Source organism: Mesorhizobium prunaredense, from assembly GCF_900156895.1.
GTDB lineage: Bacteria > Pseudomonadota > Alphaproteobacteria > Rhizobiales > Rhizobiaceae > Mesorhizobium > Mesorhizobium prunaredense.
In genome coordinates this window covers 46,393-62,001 of sequence record NZ_FTPD01000001.1, presented here as the reverse complement: position 1 = coordinate 62,001, position 15,609 = coordinate 46,393, and the positions used below count along the sequence as shown (strand labels likewise).

The 15,609-nt window shown below is 63.3% G+C and carries 17 protein-coding genes and 1 pseudogene; 11 read left to right on the top strand and 7 right to left on the bottom strand.

From position 1 onward, the window contains the following. Nucleotides 1-30: 30 nt before the first annotated feature. Together BQ8794_RS35385 and BQ8794_RS00340 are read right to left on the bottom strand one after the other, a co-directional pair. Nucleotides 31-174, bottom strand: a complete 144-nt coding sequence (locus BQ8794_RS35385) for a hypothetical protein (protein WP_167378579.1) — start codon at nt 172-174, stop codon at nt 31-33. After that, the gene (locus BQ8794_RS00340) at nt 171-896 is read right to left on the bottom strand and encodes a DUF2259 domain-containing protein (protein ID WP_077371516.1); all 726 of its coding nucleotides are present in this window, start codon (nt 894-896) and stop codon (nt 171-173) included. The genes BQ8794_RS35385 and BQ8794_RS00340 overlap by 4 nt, the downstream gene beginning before the upstream one ends. 142 nt (nt 897-1,038) lie before the next feature. On the opposite strand from BQ8794_RS00340, the gene BQ8794_RS00335 reads away from it, so the two are divergent. Then, the gene (locus tag BQ8794_RS00335) at nt 1,039-1,293 is read left to right on the top strand and encodes a DUF2171 domain-containing protein (protein WP_077371513.1); all 255 of its coding nucleotides are present in this window, start codon (nt 1,039-1,041) and stop codon (nt 1,291-1,293) included. A 23-nt stretch (nt 1,294-1,316) separates the two neighbouring features. Here the strand turns inward: BQ8794_RS00335 and BQ8794_RS00330 are convergent, their stop codons facing one another. Both BQ8794_RS00330 and BQ8794_RS00325 read right to left on the bottom strand, forming a co-directional pair. Continuing rightward, on the bottom strand, nt 1,317-2,318 hold the full coding sequence (locus BQ8794_RS00330) for a P1 family peptidase (RefSeq protein WP_077372409.1): 1,002 nt from the start codon (nt 2,316-2,318) through the stop codon (nt 1,317-1,319). Next, nucleotides 2,318-3,403, bottom strand: a complete 1,086-nt coding sequence (locus tag BQ8794_RS00325; protein ID WP_077372406.1) for a branched-chain amino acid ABC transporter substrate-binding protein — start codon at nt 3,401-3,403, stop codon at nt 2,318-2,320. The genes BQ8794_RS00330 and BQ8794_RS00325 overlap by 1 nt, the downstream gene beginning before the upstream one ends. Before the next feature lie 191 nt (nt 3,404-3,594). Between BQ8794_RS00325 and BQ8794_RS00320 the strand changes: the two genes are divergently transcribed. The 7 genes from BQ8794_RS00320 (at nt 3,595) to BQ8794_RS00290 (ending at nt 10,039) form a co-directional block, all read left to right on the top strand. Then, nucleotides 3,595-4,089: a flavin reductase gene (locus tag BQ8794_RS00320; RefSeq protein ID WP_077372403.1), complete on the top strand. Its 495-nt coding sequence runs from the start codon at nt 3,595-3,597 to the stop codon at nt 4,087-4,089. Between the two features lie 33 nt (nt 4,090-4,122). Then, nucleotides 4,123-5,052 carry an AAA family ATPase gene (locus BQ8794_RS00315; RefSeq protein ID WP_077371510.1) on the top strand — a complete coding sequence of 310 codons (930 nt, stop codon included), beginning with the start codon at nt 4,123-4,125 and terminating at the stop codon, nt 5,050-5,052. A gap of 4 nt (nt 5,053-5,056) precedes the next feature. Further along, nucleotides 5,057-6,307, top strand: coding sequence for a vWA domain-containing protein (locus tag BQ8794_RS00310; protein ID WP_077371507.1), 1,251 nt, complete (start codon nt 5,057-5,059; stop codon nt 6,305-6,307). Nucleotides 6,308-6,335: 28 nt separating this feature from the next. Further along, entirely contained in the window at nt 6,336-6,674 is a 339-nt protein-coding gene (locus BQ8794_RS00305; protein WP_077371504.1) for an XdhC family protein, read from the top strand. Nucleotides 6,675-6,798: 124 nt separating this feature from the next. Further along, the gene (locus BQ8794_RS00300) at nt 6,799-7,503 is read left to right on the top strand and encodes an XdhC family protein (RefSeq protein WP_077371501.1); all 705 of its coding nucleotides are present in this window, start codon (nt 6,799-6,801) and stop codon (nt 7,501-7,503) included. Next, nucleotides 7,500-9,122 carry an NTP transferase domain-containing protein gene (locus BQ8794_RS00295; protein WP_077371498.1) on the top strand — a complete coding sequence of 541 codons (1,623 nt, stop codon included), beginning with the start codon at nt 7,500-7,502 and terminating at the stop codon, nt 9,120-9,122. Before BQ8794_RS00300 ends, BQ8794_RS00295 begins: the two co-directional genes overlap by 4 nt. Nucleotides 9,123-9,154: 32 nt before the next feature. Further along, nucleotides 9,155-10,039: an alpha/beta hydrolase family protein gene (locus BQ8794_RS00290; protein WP_077371495.1), complete on the top strand. Its 885-nt coding sequence runs from the start codon at nt 9,155-9,157 to the stop codon at nt 10,037-10,039. Here BQ8794_RS00290 and BQ8794_RS00285 read toward each other — a convergent pair. Continuing rightward, entirely contained in the window at nt 10,036-11,085 is a 1,050-nt protein-coding gene (locus BQ8794_RS00285; protein ID WP_077371492.1) for a DUF1176 domain-containing protein, read from the bottom strand. The two genes, BQ8794_RS00290 and BQ8794_RS00285, sit on opposite strands and share 4 nt — an antisense overlap. Before the next feature lie 121 nt (nt 11,086-11,206). Between BQ8794_RS00285 and BQ8794_RS00280 the strand changes: the two genes are divergently transcribed. Continuing rightward, a complete protein-coding gene (locus tag BQ8794_RS00280) occupies nt 11,207-11,713 on the top strand; it encodes a DUF1993 domain-containing protein (protein ID WP_077371489.1) in 507 nt (168 codons plus the stop codon). 49 nt (nt 11,714-11,762) lie between these two features. Here the strand turns inward: BQ8794_RS00280 and BQ8794_RS00275 are convergent, their stop codons facing one another. Then, a complete protein-coding gene (locus tag BQ8794_RS00275) occupies nt 11,763-11,927 on the bottom strand; it encodes a DUF1127 domain-containing protein (protein WP_077371486.1) in 165 nt (54 codons plus the stop codon). 246 nt (nt 11,928-12,173) lie between these two features. Between BQ8794_RS00275 and BQ8794_RS00270 the strand changes: the two are divergent. Together BQ8794_RS00270 and BQ8794_RS00265 are read left to right on the top strand one after the other, a co-directional pair. Next, a pseudogene (locus BQ8794_RS00270) lies at nt 12,174-13,238 on the top strand (aldo/keto reductase). 60 nt (nt 13,239-13,298) lie between these two features. After that, on the top strand, nt 13,299-14,564 hold the full coding sequence (locus BQ8794_RS00265; protein WP_077371483.1) for a cysteine desulfurase-like protein: 1,266 nt from the start codon (nt 13,299-13,301) through the stop codon (nt 14,562-14,564). 11 nt (nt 14,565-14,575) lie between these two features. Here BQ8794_RS00265 and BQ8794_RS00260 read toward each other — a convergent pair whose 3' ends face one another. Then, a complete protein-coding gene (locus BQ8794_RS00260) occupies nt 14,576-15,607 on the bottom strand; it encodes a histone deacetylase family protein (protein ID WP_077372400.1) in 1,032 nt (343 codons plus the stop codon). Nucleotides 15,608-15,609: the final 2 nt, after the last annotated feature.

The window sequence follows — 15,609 nt, the reverse complement described above, 5'->3', positions numbered from 1 at the left end:
CCCGCGTCGTAACAGAGGCAGACAAAATGCTCAACGCTGCTGCCGCGCAAACCAGATTTTGGCGAGAGCAAGCGCGATGAAACCGAGCGGAAAATAAAGCCGGATGCCCAGCACGATGAATTGATACAACGCCGTTGCCATGGTGTGCACGAACTGGACGGGAAGCGGCGTCACAGCCGGCCGGTCACCGCGATCCAGCGAAAATCCGGCCCTTCGAAGCCGTGCTGGCGCACCGCGATCAGCACGGCATAGGCGCTGAGACCCTGCATGGAAAATGTCTGCACCGCGCCGATTCGATAGCCGTTCGGGCAGCCTCTGCTTTTGGGGATCGACTTGTCTTCGTGCAGGAGTTCAGTTTTGCCGCCGTCTTTCGCCTCGATGCGCAACAGGCGAAAGCCGTTGATCTCGCCAAGGTTTTGGCAGGTTTCGGTATCGTTCATGCCGATCTCGTCGAGACGGAACTCGAGCGGATCATCGACCGGCGAAAAGATCGGCCGCGGGTTGACCACCACGCGGAGCGGATCGGCCGAATGCTCGGTCACCGGGTTGAAGCCGGCGGTGACGCCGCGATTCGCCGTCAATTCCGCCTGTTTGATGATAGCTTCACCTTTCTGCCGGGCTGCAAGGCGCGCCGCGTCGAGCGTTGCGTTCTCGTCGTCAAGCCGCACCCTGATTGGTGTGCCCTTGAGAAAACTGTCGTCGGCGGTGTTGATGTAATAGCGATTGGCATAGGGAAACCCCGATCCGTCCTGGATGCCATACTCCTCGAAGGCGAATGCGCCGCCATCCCCAGTGAACCCGAGGATCTCTAGCTCGGCGACGTCGCCGGCATGCGCGGCGAGCGAAGTTGCAAACTGGGCGAGGAGGGACACAGCAAACACGACAAGGGTGCGCATCGGATTTCCGTTTAGGCAGCCAGAGTTGTTTCGATCACTATCACGACATCGTCAAAACGTCGTGCCCTCTGAGACGCAAACCCGATGCATCCAATCGCGTCGTCGTTTGTTTATGTTGGCAGCTTGAAATGGAGAACCCACAATGACCGATGCATCCCTCATTCGCGAACATATGGAAGTGATCGGCGCCGACGGCGTCCATGTCGGCACCGTCGACAAAGTGGAGGGACAACGAATCAAGCTGACCAAGCGAGACAGTGGCGAGGGCGCTCACAGGGGGCATCATCACTTCATTCCGCTCAGCCTCGTAGCCGAAGTCGAGGGCCAGAAAGTGCGGCTGTCGGCAAATTCGGATGTTGCGGTCACGTTCGAGGAAGAACAATCCGACCCCACCTGATGCCGGGCCACGGCAGCCCGCATTCAGCGCGACGACCAGACCGGAAACAGGTCGCCATCGGCGGGCGTCGCGGCGAAGACGCCGCGGCTGATGGCGCGCGCCATGGTGGCGCCGGCCGCGGCGTAAAGCTCGATGGCGTCGTTGGGCGCGAGCTCGATGTCGCTCTTGCCGGTCGCCAGCGCGAAAACCAGATCCCCGTCGGCCGGCGTATGTGTCGGCCAAATGGCGCGCACGAAGCCGTCATGCGCTGATATCGCCAGGCGTTTTGCGGCGGCCTTGGTGAGGACGGCGTCGGTGGCGATGACGGCGATGGTCGTGTTGCCACCCACTTGCTTATCGCGAAACTTCAGCAGGATCGTTTTCGTGTCCTCCGGCATCGGCGAGGGATAACCAAGCCCGCCGAACTCGTCGCCGATCTCGAAGGGCGCTGCCCAGAAGTGCCTGCTACGGGCGATCGTCACCGAGCCGGTCGGATTGACGGCGGCGAGTGCGCCGATGGTGACGCCGCTGTCGAGCACCGTCGAGGCCGATCCGAGGCCGCCCTTGAGGCCGGAACTCAGGGCACCGGTGCCCGCGCCGACCGTGCCCAGCGGAAAATCGATGCCGACTGCCTGTGCCGCCTCATAGCCGAGATCGCGGTAGGGCGGATAGCGGCCCCAGTCCTTGTCGCCGCCATTGCGCAGGTCGAACAGGATCGCCGCCGGCACGATCGGCACGCGAAAGCCGCCGACCTCCACGCCGATGCCGTTTTCGCGCAGTGCCGCCTGCACGCCGGAGGCGGCATCGAGGCCGTAAGCCGAGCCACCCGAAAGCACCACGGCATGGATCGCCTCGATCGAATTGTGCGGCTCGAGCAGGTCGGTCTCGCGGGTGCCCGGCGCGCCGCCCAGGATCTGCACACCGGCCACTGCCGGCTCGTCGCAGACGATGGTGGTCACCCCGGACTTCAGCCTCACATCGGAAGCGTTGCCGACACGCAGGCCGGCGACATCGGTGATGAGATTGCGCGGCCCTGTGCGAAACATCATTTGGCCTCCGCCGGCACGAAATTTGCGCCGTCGAAACGGAAGACCTGATAAAGGTTTTCGGTCAAGTCGCCCTTGCCGTCAAAGCGGATCGGTCCGATCGCGGTGCTGAAGTCATGCGCGGTGAGCGCATCGGCCAGTGGCTTGCCGGAGGTTTCCGCCAGGGCCGTCGCCGCCTTGGCGATCTCGACCGCCGCATAGGCCGGCAGCGTGTAGCCCTCCGGCATGATCTTTTGTGCGGCAAAGCTTTCGAGCACCCTGGAGTCGGCCACATCGGCCCATTCGGGCGGCGCAATCATCAGCGTGCCCGTGGCATAAGGCACGTCGCCGGGCGGTGTTCGCAGCGCTTCGCCGCCGGCAAAAATGATGCCGGCATCGAGCTGGCCGGCGTCGCGGCCCATGATGGCGATGTCGTCGCCGTCACCGCCGGCGAAGACATGCGTTGCGCCGGCCTTCCTCAGCCGCCCGATCAGCCCGATCTGGTTGTCGAGCTGCGGCCTGAATGTGTCGACGAACACCGGTTTCAGTGCCGCCTGCTCGGCTGCCGCCCGAAGCGTTTCGGCGATTTCGCGGCCGTAAATCGTGCCGTCGTCGATGATGGCGAACAGCTCGTTCTGCCATTGGCGGGTGAGATTGAAGGCGACGGCGTTGCGCTCGTCATCGCCGCGCGGCCCAAGCCGAAAGATCGGCCAGCCGGTCTTGGCGCGCCGGTCGGTCAGGCTTTCGGTGCGCACGCTGACGGTGATGACCGGTATGTTGGCGTCCTTCAGGATCGGCAGTGCCGCCTCGATCGCCTCAGTGCAGAGGAAGCCGACGACCACGCCGACTTTCGCCGCAACGAATTTCCTCGCCGCGGCAGCCCCGCCATCGGCCGTGCAGGCGTCGTCGACAACCTTGAGTTGAGCGTCGTTCGCCGCTGCCGCCAGGCCGGCGCCCGCCTCGATCTGTTTGCCAAGGCTCGCCGACGGCCCGGACAGTGGTGCTGCGACGCCGACCAGCAGCGCCTCAGCGTTCGCATCACCGGCGAGAGACAGCCAGGCCAGCACCGCTATTGTCGTTGTCGTGCCTATTGTCCGGGGTCGCATGCGTGCGAAGAATTCCTCCGCGCCGGTCGCGTGTTTGCCGGCGCCACTTCCTGCCAAGACCTAAAGGCTGGTCAGCTTTCACGCAACACGCGAAATTCAGGATGCATGTCAACCACTTCGCTTGTGGCATGCAATATGCCGCCATATATAACGGTTGGGTTCATCTCGCTTCAAACCAATGGAAATCGCCGGTGCTGAAGAAGAACGACATAGGGCCGCAGGCCTATCGCGACGCGATGGCCCATTTTGCCGGCCACGTCCATGTGGTCACCACCGATGGTTCCGCCGGCAGGCGCGGTGCGACTGTCATTGCAGCCTGTTCGGTGTCGGACACGCCGCCGACCATCCTGGTCTGCCTCAATCGCGAAAATCCCAAGAACGAGCCGTTCGTGAAGAATGGCAGGTTCGCCTTGAACACGCTGGCTTCGGACCAGGAGGCGCTGTCGGTCGGCTTTTCCGGCCTCACCGGCCTGCCGGTCGAGGAACGCTTCGCGCTCGGCGAGTGGGATATGATCTCGACCGGCGCGCCGACCCTGAAGGGCGCGCTCGCCGTGTTCGACTGCGAACTGTTCGATACCAAGGATCTGGCCACCCACCGTGTGCTTTTTGGCAAGGTGACAGGCCTGCGTATCGGCGATAATTTGCGGCCGCTGATCTATCACGACCGCGGCTATCACGCTCTGTAGAGGCTCTGGATGGGCCGCACCCACGGAGAGACAATGACCGGGTGGACCCCATGCCCTGCGCCGCGGACGATCGACGAGACGCTCGATCTCCTGACCGGTGCGGACTATGTGGCGGACCGGTCGCTGGCGACCGTGCTGTTCTTGTCGCTGCGCATGAAGCGGCCGCTGTTCCTCGAGGGCGAGGCCGGCGTCGGCAAGACCGAGATCGCCAAGGTGTTGGCGCAAGCGCTCGGCCGCCGGCTGATCCGCCTGCAATGCTATGAAGGCCTAGATGTCTCCTCGGCCGTCTACGAGTGGAACTACGCCGCGCAGATGATCGAGATCCGCATGGAGGAGGCGGCCGGCAAGGTCGACCGCTCCGACATGGAGCGCAACGTCTTTTCCGAAAAATACCTGATCCGCCGCCCGGTGCTCGACGCGCTGACCGGCAAGGCGGGCGCCGCCCCGGTCTTCCTGATCGACGAGCTCGACCGCACCGATGAGGCCTTCGAGGCGTTCCTGCTCGAAATCCTCTCCGACTTCCAGGTCACGGTGCCCGAACTCGGCACGATCAAGGCGGAGGAGCCGCCGATCGTCATCATCACCACCAACCGCACCAGAGAGATCCACGACGCGCTGAAGCGGCGCTGCCTTTATCACTGGGTCGACTATCCGAATGCCGAGCGCGAGCTGGAAATCGTGCGCCGGAAAGTGCCGCAGGCCAACAGCCGGCTGTCGGCCGAGGTCGTTTCATTCATCCAGAAGCTGCGCCAGATCGACCTGTTCAAGGTGCCGGGTGTTGCCGAGACCATCGACTGGGCCGGCGCGCTGACCGAACTCGACAAGGTGGCGCTCGATCCGGAAACCGTTTCCGACACGATCGGCGTGCTGCTGAAATACCAGGACGACATTGCCCGTATCGAGCAGGGCGAAAGCCGGCGCATCCTCAACGAGGTGAAGGCCGAGCTTTCGGCGGCGGAGTAGGGCGATGGCAACGCCGCATCCCGAACCGAAAGAGGCCACAGCGGACGGGCGGATCGCCGATAACATCGTCTATTTCGCCCGCACCTTGCGCAAGGCCGGCATGCGGGTCGGCCCCGCCTCGGTCAAGGATGCGATCGAGGCGGTGCTGGCCGCCGGCATCGGTTCCCGCGACGATTTCTACTGGACGCTGCACGCCGTGCTGGTGTCGCGGCACGAGGATCACCCCACCTTCGACGAAACCTTCCGGCTGTTCTGGAAATCGCACGAGCTGATCGAAAAGATGCTGGCGATGTTTTCGCCAGTTGCGCCGAACAGTCGTGAGAAGCAAAAGCCGCGGGCTGCGGAAAACCGTGTCAGCCAGGCGATGTTCGAGGGCCACCAGAAGAACCTGCCGGCGCAGGAAATCCCCGAGATCGAGGTCGACGCCCGCTTCACATTTTCCGGCAACGAGGTGCTGAGGGGCAAGGATTTTGCCCAGATGAACGCCGCCGAGATGATCGACGCCAAGAAGGCGATCGCCGAGTTGCGGCTGCCCTTCGACATGGTCAGGACACGCCGCTTCAAGTCCAATGCGCATGGTCGCCGTATCGATCCGCGCGCCATGATGCGTTCCGCTGCGCGCACCGGCGGCGAATTGATCCTGCCGAAATTCCGGTCACAGCGTGAGGTTCACCCTCCGCTGGTCGTGCTTGCCGATATTTCCGGTTCGATGAGCCAGTACACGCGCATCTTCCTGCATTTTCTGCATGCGCTGACTGAAAAGCGCCGGCGCGTGCACGCCTTCGTTTTCGGCACCAGGCTGACAAATCTGACGCGGCAGATGCGCCATCGCGATCCAGACGCAGCACTCGCCGACTGTTCGGCGGCGGTGATGGACTGGTCGGGCGGCACCCGCATCGGCGATACGATGGCCGAATTCAACCGGCTATGGTCGCGGCGTGTGCTGGGGCAGGGTGCGGTGGTTCTCCTGATCACCGACGGGCTGGAGCGCGACGACGTTGCCGGCCTGTCGGAGGAAATGGAGCGCCTGCGCAAATCCTGCCGGCGGCTGATCTGGCTGAACCCGCTGCTGCGCTTCGACGGCTTCGAGGCGCGCGCCCGCGGCGTCAAGGCGATGCTGCCGCATGTCGACGAATTCCGCTCGGTGCACAACCTCGATGCGCTCGCCGATCTGTGCGCGTCGCTGGACAAGACTTCGGCGCGCTCCGTCGACCCACGCAGATGGATTGAGAGTGGCGCGAGAGACGCAGCATAGTCATATGTTATCTGCGGGAGAAACGGTGATGGAAAACAGCATTTATCTCGATGAGGCCCGCGATCCGCTGGCCATCGCGGAAGGCTGGATGAAAGACGGCAAGGATGTCGCCATTGCCACCGTGGTCGAGACCTGGGGCTCGGCGCCGCGGCCGGTCGGCAGCCACCTTGTCATCGACGCGGAAGGCAATTTCCATGGCTCCGTCTCTGGTGGCTGCGTCGAAGGCGCGGTGGTCACCGAGGCGGTCGACGTCATCGACAGCGGCAAGGCCAAGATGCTGGAGTTCGGCGTCGCCGACGAGACCGCCTGGCAGGTCGGCCTGTCCTGCGGTGGCCGCATCAAGGTCTATGTCGAGCGGTTGGGTTAGAGCATGATCCCGCAAAGTGGGAACCGGTTTGCGGACAAGAATCATGCTTAAACAAGAGAGCATGATCCCGCAAAGTGGCAACCGGTTTGCCGACAAGAATCATGCTTAAACAAGAGATATTTCGATGGATCCCTACGCGCTGAAGTCGCTGAACGCCGAACGCCGCGCCCGCCGCGCGGTGATCCTGGTCACCGATCTCGGCGATGGCCGCGATCGTATCGTGCGGGAGGGCGATCAGGTCGCCGGCGAATTGGGCGCTGCGATCGCCAAGGCGTTTCGATCAGGCAATTCCGGGTCGGTCGAGGCTGAAGGGCGAACCTTCTTCCTCAACGCCTATCTGCCGCAGCCGCGCCTGGTGGTGATCGGCGCAGTCCATATCAGCCAGGCACTGGCGCCGATGGCCAGGATCGCCGGCTACCCCGTGGAGATCGTCGATCCGCGCACGGCCTTTGCCACCGCAGACCGCTTTCCCGATGTCGCGCTGCATGCCGAATGGCCGGAGGATATCCTGAAGCGCCAGCCGCTCGACAGCTTTACGGCGCTGGCCGCCGTCACCCATGATCCGAAGATCGATGATTTCGCGCTGAAGGCGGCGCTCGACGCCAACTGCTTCTACGTCGGTGCGCTCGGCAGCCGCAAGACTCATGCGAAGCGGGTCGAGCGCCTGCTGGCATTGGGCGCGACCGCCGACCAGATCGCCCGCATCCACGCGCCGATCGGTCTCGACATCGGTGCGGCGAGCCCGGCCGAGATCGCGGTCGCTATTCTAGCGCAGGCGATCCAGGCCTTTCGTTCGCGTGGCCTCGAATCCAAGGACGCGGTGGCGTGAAGTTCGGGCCAATCCCCGTAGATACGGCCGAAGGCGCAGTGCTGGCACACGCCACCACGGCCGGAGAACGGCGCTTGCGCAAGGCACACAGGCTGAGCGCCGAGGATGTGTCTTTGCTCAAGTCAGCAGGGATTTCGGAGGTTGTCGCGGCTGTTCTTGCTCCCGATGATTTGAGCGAGGACGCTGCCGCCGAAAAGATCGCCGAAAGCATGATCCATCGCAATGTCGAGGCGAAGCCCGCCGCGACCGGCCGGGTTAATCTACACGCCCTGGCGGCCGGTATCTTCACGGTAGATGCCGCGATGATCAACGCCATCAACGCCGTCGATCCGACCATCACCATCGCCACGCTGGCGCAGCATGCGCCGGTCGAAAACGGCCAGATGGTCGCAACCGTGAAGATTATTCCCTTCGCCATTGCTTCCGCCCTGGTCGATGCGGTGGCAAGGATCTGCGCCGGCGGCGAGATCTTTGCCGTCAATGCCTATCAGCCGGTGCGTGTCGGCGTCATCCAGACGGTTCTGCCCGGCATCAAGCCGAGTGTGCTCGACAAGACGTTGCGGGTCACCGAAGCCCGTCTGGCGCGCTCAGGTGGCCGGCTGACGGCCGAGCGCCGCACGCCGCATCACGTTGGCGCCGTTGCGGAGGCTGCGGGCTCGCTGGCGCGTGACAACGATATTGTGGTGATCTTCGGCGCATCGGCGATGAGCGATTTTGGCGACGTCGTCCCGGCAGCGATCGAGAAGGCCGGCGGCACCGTCATCCGCGCCGGCATGCCGGTCGATCCCGGCAATCTGCTGGTGCTCGGCGCGCTTGCCGGCAAGCGCGTCATCGGCGCGCCGGGCTGCGCCCGCAGCCCCAAGGAGAACGGTTTTGACTGGGTTCTCGACCGGTTGATCGCCGGTCTCGACGTGACGGCCAATGATATTGCCGGCATGGGTGTCGGCGGTCTGTTGATGGAAATCCCGACCCGGCCACAGCCGCGCGAGCCGCTGCCGGCGCCAAAGTCTGAGAGTGCCGAGTTGAAGGTCGATATCGTGCTGCTGGCCGCCGGCCGCTCCAGCCGCATGGGCGGCCCGAACAAGCTGCTGGCACTGTTCGACGGAAAACCGCTGGTGCGCCGCACCGCCGAGCGCGCGCTCGGCTCTAAAGCTTCTGATACCATCGTCGTCACCGGCCATCAGCGCGAGCGTGTACGCGCCGCGTTGTCGGGACTGGATTTGACTTTCGCCGATAATCCGGATTTCGCCGAGGGCCTGTCTTCGTCGCTGAAGGCCGGCATCGCGCGGGTCAGCGGCGATGCTGCCGGCGCCATGATCGTGCTTGGCGACATGCCTGGCATCGCGTCAGCCGACCTCGACAGGCTGATCGATGCATTCCGCAAGTCCGAGGGCAGATCGGTCGTGCGCGCCTCGCATGAGGGAAAGCGAGGCAACCCGGTGCTGTTGCCGCGCTCACTGTTTGCGGCGATCGCTCATCTCGAAGGCGATACCGGCGCGCGCCATCTGGTCGAGGCCGAAGGGCTCGATGTCGTCGATGTCGAGATCGGCAAGAGTGCGTCTATCGATGTCGACACCCGCGAAGCGCTGGAAGGCGCCGGCGGCGTGCTGCAGGATTGACAAACCGGGGCCGAGAAACGCATGGCTGGGGCATGGCTATTCGTACCGTCCTATGCGCCCTTCTGACTTCAATATTTTTCTTGATTTCTTGCGCCGCCTACGCTGACGTCCTCACGCTAAAGCCCTTCAAAGACGATCTGTTCGCCTATCCGGCCATCCTCTCGTCCGCGGGCGCCTATACAGTCGTCGACTATCGCGAATTGCGCGATATCAACGCCCGTGACCAAGTGCCGGAGCGCCGCGCGCAGGCGCAGTATGTCGACACCGGTGTGCGCAAGGTGCAGCAGGATCTGCTGCTGAAGACCGACGCCGGCAATATCCGCCACATCGCCGTCGGTCACACGCAAGGCGCCGACATCATCGTGCTCTATCTCCACGGGCAGGGCGGCAGCCGCAAGCAGGGCGTTGACGACTTCACCTTCGGCGGCAATTTCAACCGCATCAAGAACCTGATGGCCGGCAATGGCGGCCTCTATCTGTCGCCGGATTTTCCCGATTTCGGCGACACCGGCGCGGCCCAGATCGCCGCGCTGATCGGCCACTATGCCGAACGGTCGCCGGGCGCGAAGATCTTCGTCGCCTGCGGCTCGATGGGCGGCGCATTGTGCTGGAAGCTGGCCGCCCGCAAGGATACTGGCGGCCGCATCGGCGGGCTGCTGCTGCTCGGTTCGCTGTGGGATGAAAGTTTCTTCTCGAGCCCGGCCTTCAAGCGCCGTGTTCCGGTCTTCTTTGGCCAGGGCAGCAAGGACCCTGTGTTTCCAGTCGAGAAACAGGAAGCCTTCTTCCGTTCGATCCTGGCCAAATCGAAGAGCTATCCGGCCCGCTTTGTCCGCTTCGAGACCGGCACGCACGGCACGCCGATCCGCATGACCGACTGGCGCGGCACGCTCAACTGGATGCTGTCGGAGGCCCCTTAAGGCGGTGTGTTGTAGTCCACCACTGTCTGGGGGTTGATCTCGCCGTCATAGGAGGCGTCGACATCGTACTGCACCAGCGAGAAATTGCCGTTGCGAAACAGATACGTGCCAGCTGACGAGGCATCGCCGACGCCGCGCCACTTGTTGAGCGACGAGATCGTCTTGGTGGCGTCGTCATATTCGGAATTGACCAACTGGTCGTCTGTCTCGAAGCCGACGACGTTGATCGCCTCGACCTTGCCTTCGCTATTGTTGTTCTCATAGTGGATATCGAGTTCCGGCGAGGCGAACTGCAGCTGCCGGACACCGGATACGTCGTCGTAGACATAGTAGACGGCACTCTCATTGTAGGCAGCCATCGAGCAGAAGAAGCGGAACAGCCGCGACTCGCGTTCGGGCTCATCGGTCTCGGCGCCCGCATCCTTGTAGCGGAGGGAGTAGGCGTCCGGCTCTGCCAAAGGCTCGCCGCCGGGCATTTCCTTGTCGCACTGGTCGCCATAAGTGGCTGCAAACGCCTTCTTGGCCTCCTCCAGCGCCGCATCTTTCTTCGGCGGCGGCGGTCCGTCGCCGCAGCTTTCCGGCACGGCGTCCTCGAAATCGGCCTTGGACGGTTTCAAAGCGCCCTTGTCGATGAAGATCGGGCGGAATGGCGGTTCCTGGATCTGGGCATTGACCTGGCGCAACGTATAGCAACCGGCAAAGACATTTTCGCTGCCGTCCTTGGCTGTCGCCCGGATGGCAACCGGAACATTGTAATAGATGCTGCCGGCCGCACCGTCGTCCGACACGCCGCCGGTTTTGACATCGACCCTTTCGGTGCCGTCATAGCCCTTGACGAAGGCATCGAAATCCTTGGCCGGCTTGGTGTCGCCGAAATAGTCCCAGGCGCGCGCGAATTCTTGCCGGTTGATGGCGCTGTAGAACGAGCGGATGACCGCTTCGGCGTCCGACCTGTCGTCGACATAAGGCGCTTCGGCGGCGAGCACTGGCTGGCCTGTCACGGCAAGGGAGAAAAAAGCGGTCGCTGCGAAAAGGGCGCTTCTCATCGGGAATCTCCACCAGCGGGGAAATCCTATCATAGCGATTGCGGCGACGTGGTGACGCTTGAAGATTCGCCCGCGGAGGCGCTAGGTCCGCGTCGGCGTTCCCGCAGGATAGGAGACTCACGTGACCATATCGATGTACGAAGCGTCCGTGCCGGTGTTTTCGGCCAGGTTGAAGGCGCTATCCAACGTGCTTTCGACAGCCGAGCAGAATGCGCTCGACCGCAAGATCGACCCGCAGGTGTTTTTGACGTCGAGGCTGGCGCCGGACATGTACGCGTTGACGAGGCAGGTGCAGATTGCCACCGACCACGCCAAGGGCGCGCCGTCGCGGCTGGCCGGCCGCGAGGTGCCGAAGTACGAAGACAACGAGGCGAGCTTTGCCGATCTCCAGGCGCGCCTCGCCAAGACCGTCGACCATCTGGCGACGTTCTCGGCTGGCGATATGGACGGCTCCGACGACAGAATGATCGAGCTGAAACTTGGCCAGCGCGAATTCTCGATGGCCGGCATGCAGTATCTGCTGCATCTCGCCATGCCCAATTTCTATTTCCACGTGACCACCGCCTACGACATCCTGCGCCACAATGGTGTGCCGCTGAGCAAGGCGATTTTCATGGGATCGCGTTGAAGAATGGCGAGGCGATATCCCGGTCGAGCCGGGATACCCGTGACTAACACTAACGTGAGGACATTTCGCGAGCGACGCGCGGAAAATCGGCTGGTTTGATGCCGATGTCGGCACGGTCGGCATTGCTCATCGAAAGAAGCAGCGCCAGAGCCGCTCGGTAGCGTTGATGTTCCTGCGGACGCGGACGGGCGAACATTTCAGTGAGGAAACCCATGATTCAAGCCCCTGGTTGGTCCTCCCCGAATCCCAATATAGGCAGATCATGACAATTGTGCAGTGCAGCATTTGCATGGCAGCCATGCCTCACTGATTTTTTTGACTCCGCCGAGCGCCATGCTTCGGCCTCCCGGAAAAGTCGCTGGCCACTGGCGGCAGGGTTGGAGACAGCCCGCGCATTCCTGTATGCTGCGGCTTCCTTCCCGCGCAGCCGCGCAAAAGAGTTCCCGCCGGAGAAAATTCCATGCAAAAACGCCGCCTTGGTCGGACCGATCTTCTTGTTTCCCAGATTTGCCTAGGATCGATGACCTGGGGCCAGCAGAACACCCAAGCGGATGGCCACGCCCAGATGGATCTGGCATTTTCGCGCGGCGTCAACTTCATCGACACCGCCGCTCTACCCGATTCCGCCCAAGGCGGAGACGCAAGGCTGGACCGAGAAGATCATCGGCAGCTGGATGAGGGCAAAGGGCAACCGCGACCAGGTGATCCTCGCCTCGAAGGTGGTTGGCCGCACCGCCAACACATGGTTTCGCGGCAACCGCTCGTCGAAGCTGGTGCGCGCCGACATCTTCGATGCCGTCGAAAAATCGCTGACCAGGCTCAGCACCGATTATCTCGACCTTTACCAGATCCATTGGCCGGAACGGGACGTGCCATGGGGCGCCAATCCGAACCGCGCGGCGCCGTGCCGCTGCGGGCCGATTCCGCCGGTGCACCGGGCGGCGAGACGCCGATTCCCGAGACGCTCGCCGTCTTCGACGAACTGGTGAAGGCCGGAAAAATCCGCCATTTCGGCCTGTCGAACGAGAGTTCGTGGGGCGTCATGCGGTTCATCGCCGAAGCCGACAAAGGCGTCGGCCCGCGCCTGGCGTCGCTGCAGAACGCCTATAATTTCGTCAACCGCGGCTTCGAGGTGAACCTTGCCGAGGTCTGCGAGCGCGAACAGGTTTCCCTGCTCGCCTATTCGCCGCTGGCGCAAGGCTACCTGACCGGCAAATACGACCATGGTGCGCGGCCGCAAGGCTCGCGTTCTCAGCTTTTCAACCGCGGCCAGCGCTACGAGACGCCCAATGCCGCGGAGGCGCAGCTCGAGTATAACGAACTGGCGCGCTCTTTCGGCATGGAGCCGGCATTGTTTGCCAACGCCTATGTCACAAGCCGGCCCTTCGTCACTTCGAGCATCATCGGCGCGACGACCCTTCCGCAGCTCGAAATGGCGCTGTCATCCGCCGATGTCGTCTGGAGCGAAGACATGCAGAAGGCAGTCGATGCAATCCATCAGCGTGTCGGCAACCCATGTCCGTGAGCTGCATTCCGGCGCTGTAAGGCGTGATTGCTGAACGATTACAACAGAGAGGGAGAAAAAGTGAATTTTCCGATTGAGGTGGTGCGCGAGAAATTTCCGGCACTGTCGCTGACCGACAAGGGCCGTCGCCGCATCTATCTCGACAACCCTGCCGGCACGCAGGTGCCGCAAGCGGTCGCCGACGCGGTGTCACGCTGCCTGCTGACCACAAACGCCAATCTCGGCGGCTTCTTCGAAACCACGATCATGGCGCAACAGATCGTCGACGACGCCCGTGCGGCGATGGCCGATTTCCTCGGTGCTGCGAGCCCGCAGGAGATCGTCATCGGCGCCAACATGACGACGCTGACCTACCACATGTCGCGCACCCTCGGCCGCACGATGAAACCCGGCGACGAAATCATCCTCACCCGTATGGACCACGAGGGCAACGTATCGCCATGGCTGCAGCTGGCCGAAGACCTTGACCTTGTCGTGCGCTGGCTGCCTTTCGATGAGCAGAGCTGGCAGATCGAGGAGGCGGCGCTTGCTGCGCTGCTCACCGAAAGGACGCGGCTTGTCGCCTTGAACTACGCCAGCAATCTGACCGGCTCGATCAACCGGGTGAGGGCGCTGACCCGCATCGCCAGGCAGGCCGGCGCGCTGGTCTATGTCGACGCCGTGCAGTTCGCACCGCACGGCCTGATCGACGTCGGGGACCTCGGCTGCGATTTCCTGGTCTGTTCGGCCTATAAATTCTTCGGGCCGCACATGGGCATCGTGTGGGGCAGGCTGGATGTCATCGACGCGCTGAAACCGTACAAATGCCGCTGTTCGTCCAATGCTCTGCCGGAGCGGTTCGAACTCGGCACGCCGCAGATCGAGCTAATGGCCGGCCTGAGCGCCGCGGTCGATTATTTCGCTGGGCTGGGAACTGCGGCGGGTGAGGGCGGTTCGCGCCGCGCCAAGATCGCCAGGGCGTTCGAAATATCAATCGCTTACGAAAACCAGTTGACGCAAAAGCTGATCGACGGCCTGTCGGCCATTTCGGGCCTGACCATCCACGGCATCACCGATCCGGCGCGTGTCGGCGAGCGCGTGCCGACGGTTTCGTTCACCGTGGATGGCATAGAGCCGGAGACGATCGTGCGGCAGATGAATGTGGAAAACATCTTCCTGTGGTCCGGCCACAACTACGCCTGGGAGATCGTGCATCAGCTCGGCATTCCAGCCGAGCAGGGTGTCGTGCGCATCGGCATCGCCCATTACAATACGGCGGCCGAGATCGATGAGACGCTGGAGAGCGTGCACCGGGTTATCGCGATGCTGCGACAGGAGCGATCCTGACGCGGCTGATATCACCGCTTCTTGCCGCCGCCGAACCCGGTGAGGAAGGCAGTAAGATTGTCGCCGAGTTCGTCGCAGAGATAGCCGCCTTCCTGGACGATGACCGTCGGCAGGCCGCAACCGGCGATAGCCTCGCCGATGCGCGAGAAGCCCTGCGTTGTCACCGATAGTCCGCCGAACGGATCGCCCTCGAAGGCGTCGAGGCCGAGCGCCACGACAAGCGCTTCCGGCGCAAACGCGCGGATGCGCTGGAACGCCACGTCGAGTGCTTCCAGGAACGCGGCATCACCGGATTTGCGCGCCAGCGGCAGGTTGAGATTGTAGCCGAGACCAGGCCCTTCGCCGCGCTCGTCTGCATGACCCCAGAAGAACGGATAGAAGCGCACGGGATCGGCATGCAGCGAGACGGTGAGCACGTCCGGCCGTGCGTAGAAAATGCCTTGCGTGCCGTTGCCGTGATGCAGGTCGACGTCGAGGATCGCCACCCGCGCAGCTTGCTTGCGCAGCACCTGTGCCGCGACCGCCGAATTGTTGATGAAGCAGAAGCCGCCGGCGACGTCGGCAAAGGCGTGATGGCCGGGCGGACGGCACAGCGCATAGGCAGCCGGCGCGCCCGACATCACGCCCTCGGCGGCCTCGACCGCGCTCCAGGCGCTCCACAGCGCGCTCCGCCAGGTCTCGCCGGAGATTGGGCAAGCGGTGTCGGCCATGTGGTAGCCGGCCCGGCCGACCGCCGAGGCCGGATAGGAGCCGCCCCGCGCGATCGGATGGATGTTTGGGATCACTTCGGCCGAAGCGCCTTCGATGCGCTGCCAGCGCGCGAAGATGTGCTCGAGAAAATCGAGATACTCGGGCGTATGCACCGCGGCAATGGGACCAAGCCCGTGATCTCTCGGCCGTTCGATCGTGCAGCCGGCGGCCCTGGCGCCGGCGAGCAGCCGTTCGACGCGCTCAGGCTTTTCCGGATTGGGCTTTTGGGCGCCGCTGGAGAGGAACGCCCTGGGATCGTGGCGCTTCTGTTCTTCGGCATAGAAGGCTTTCATGA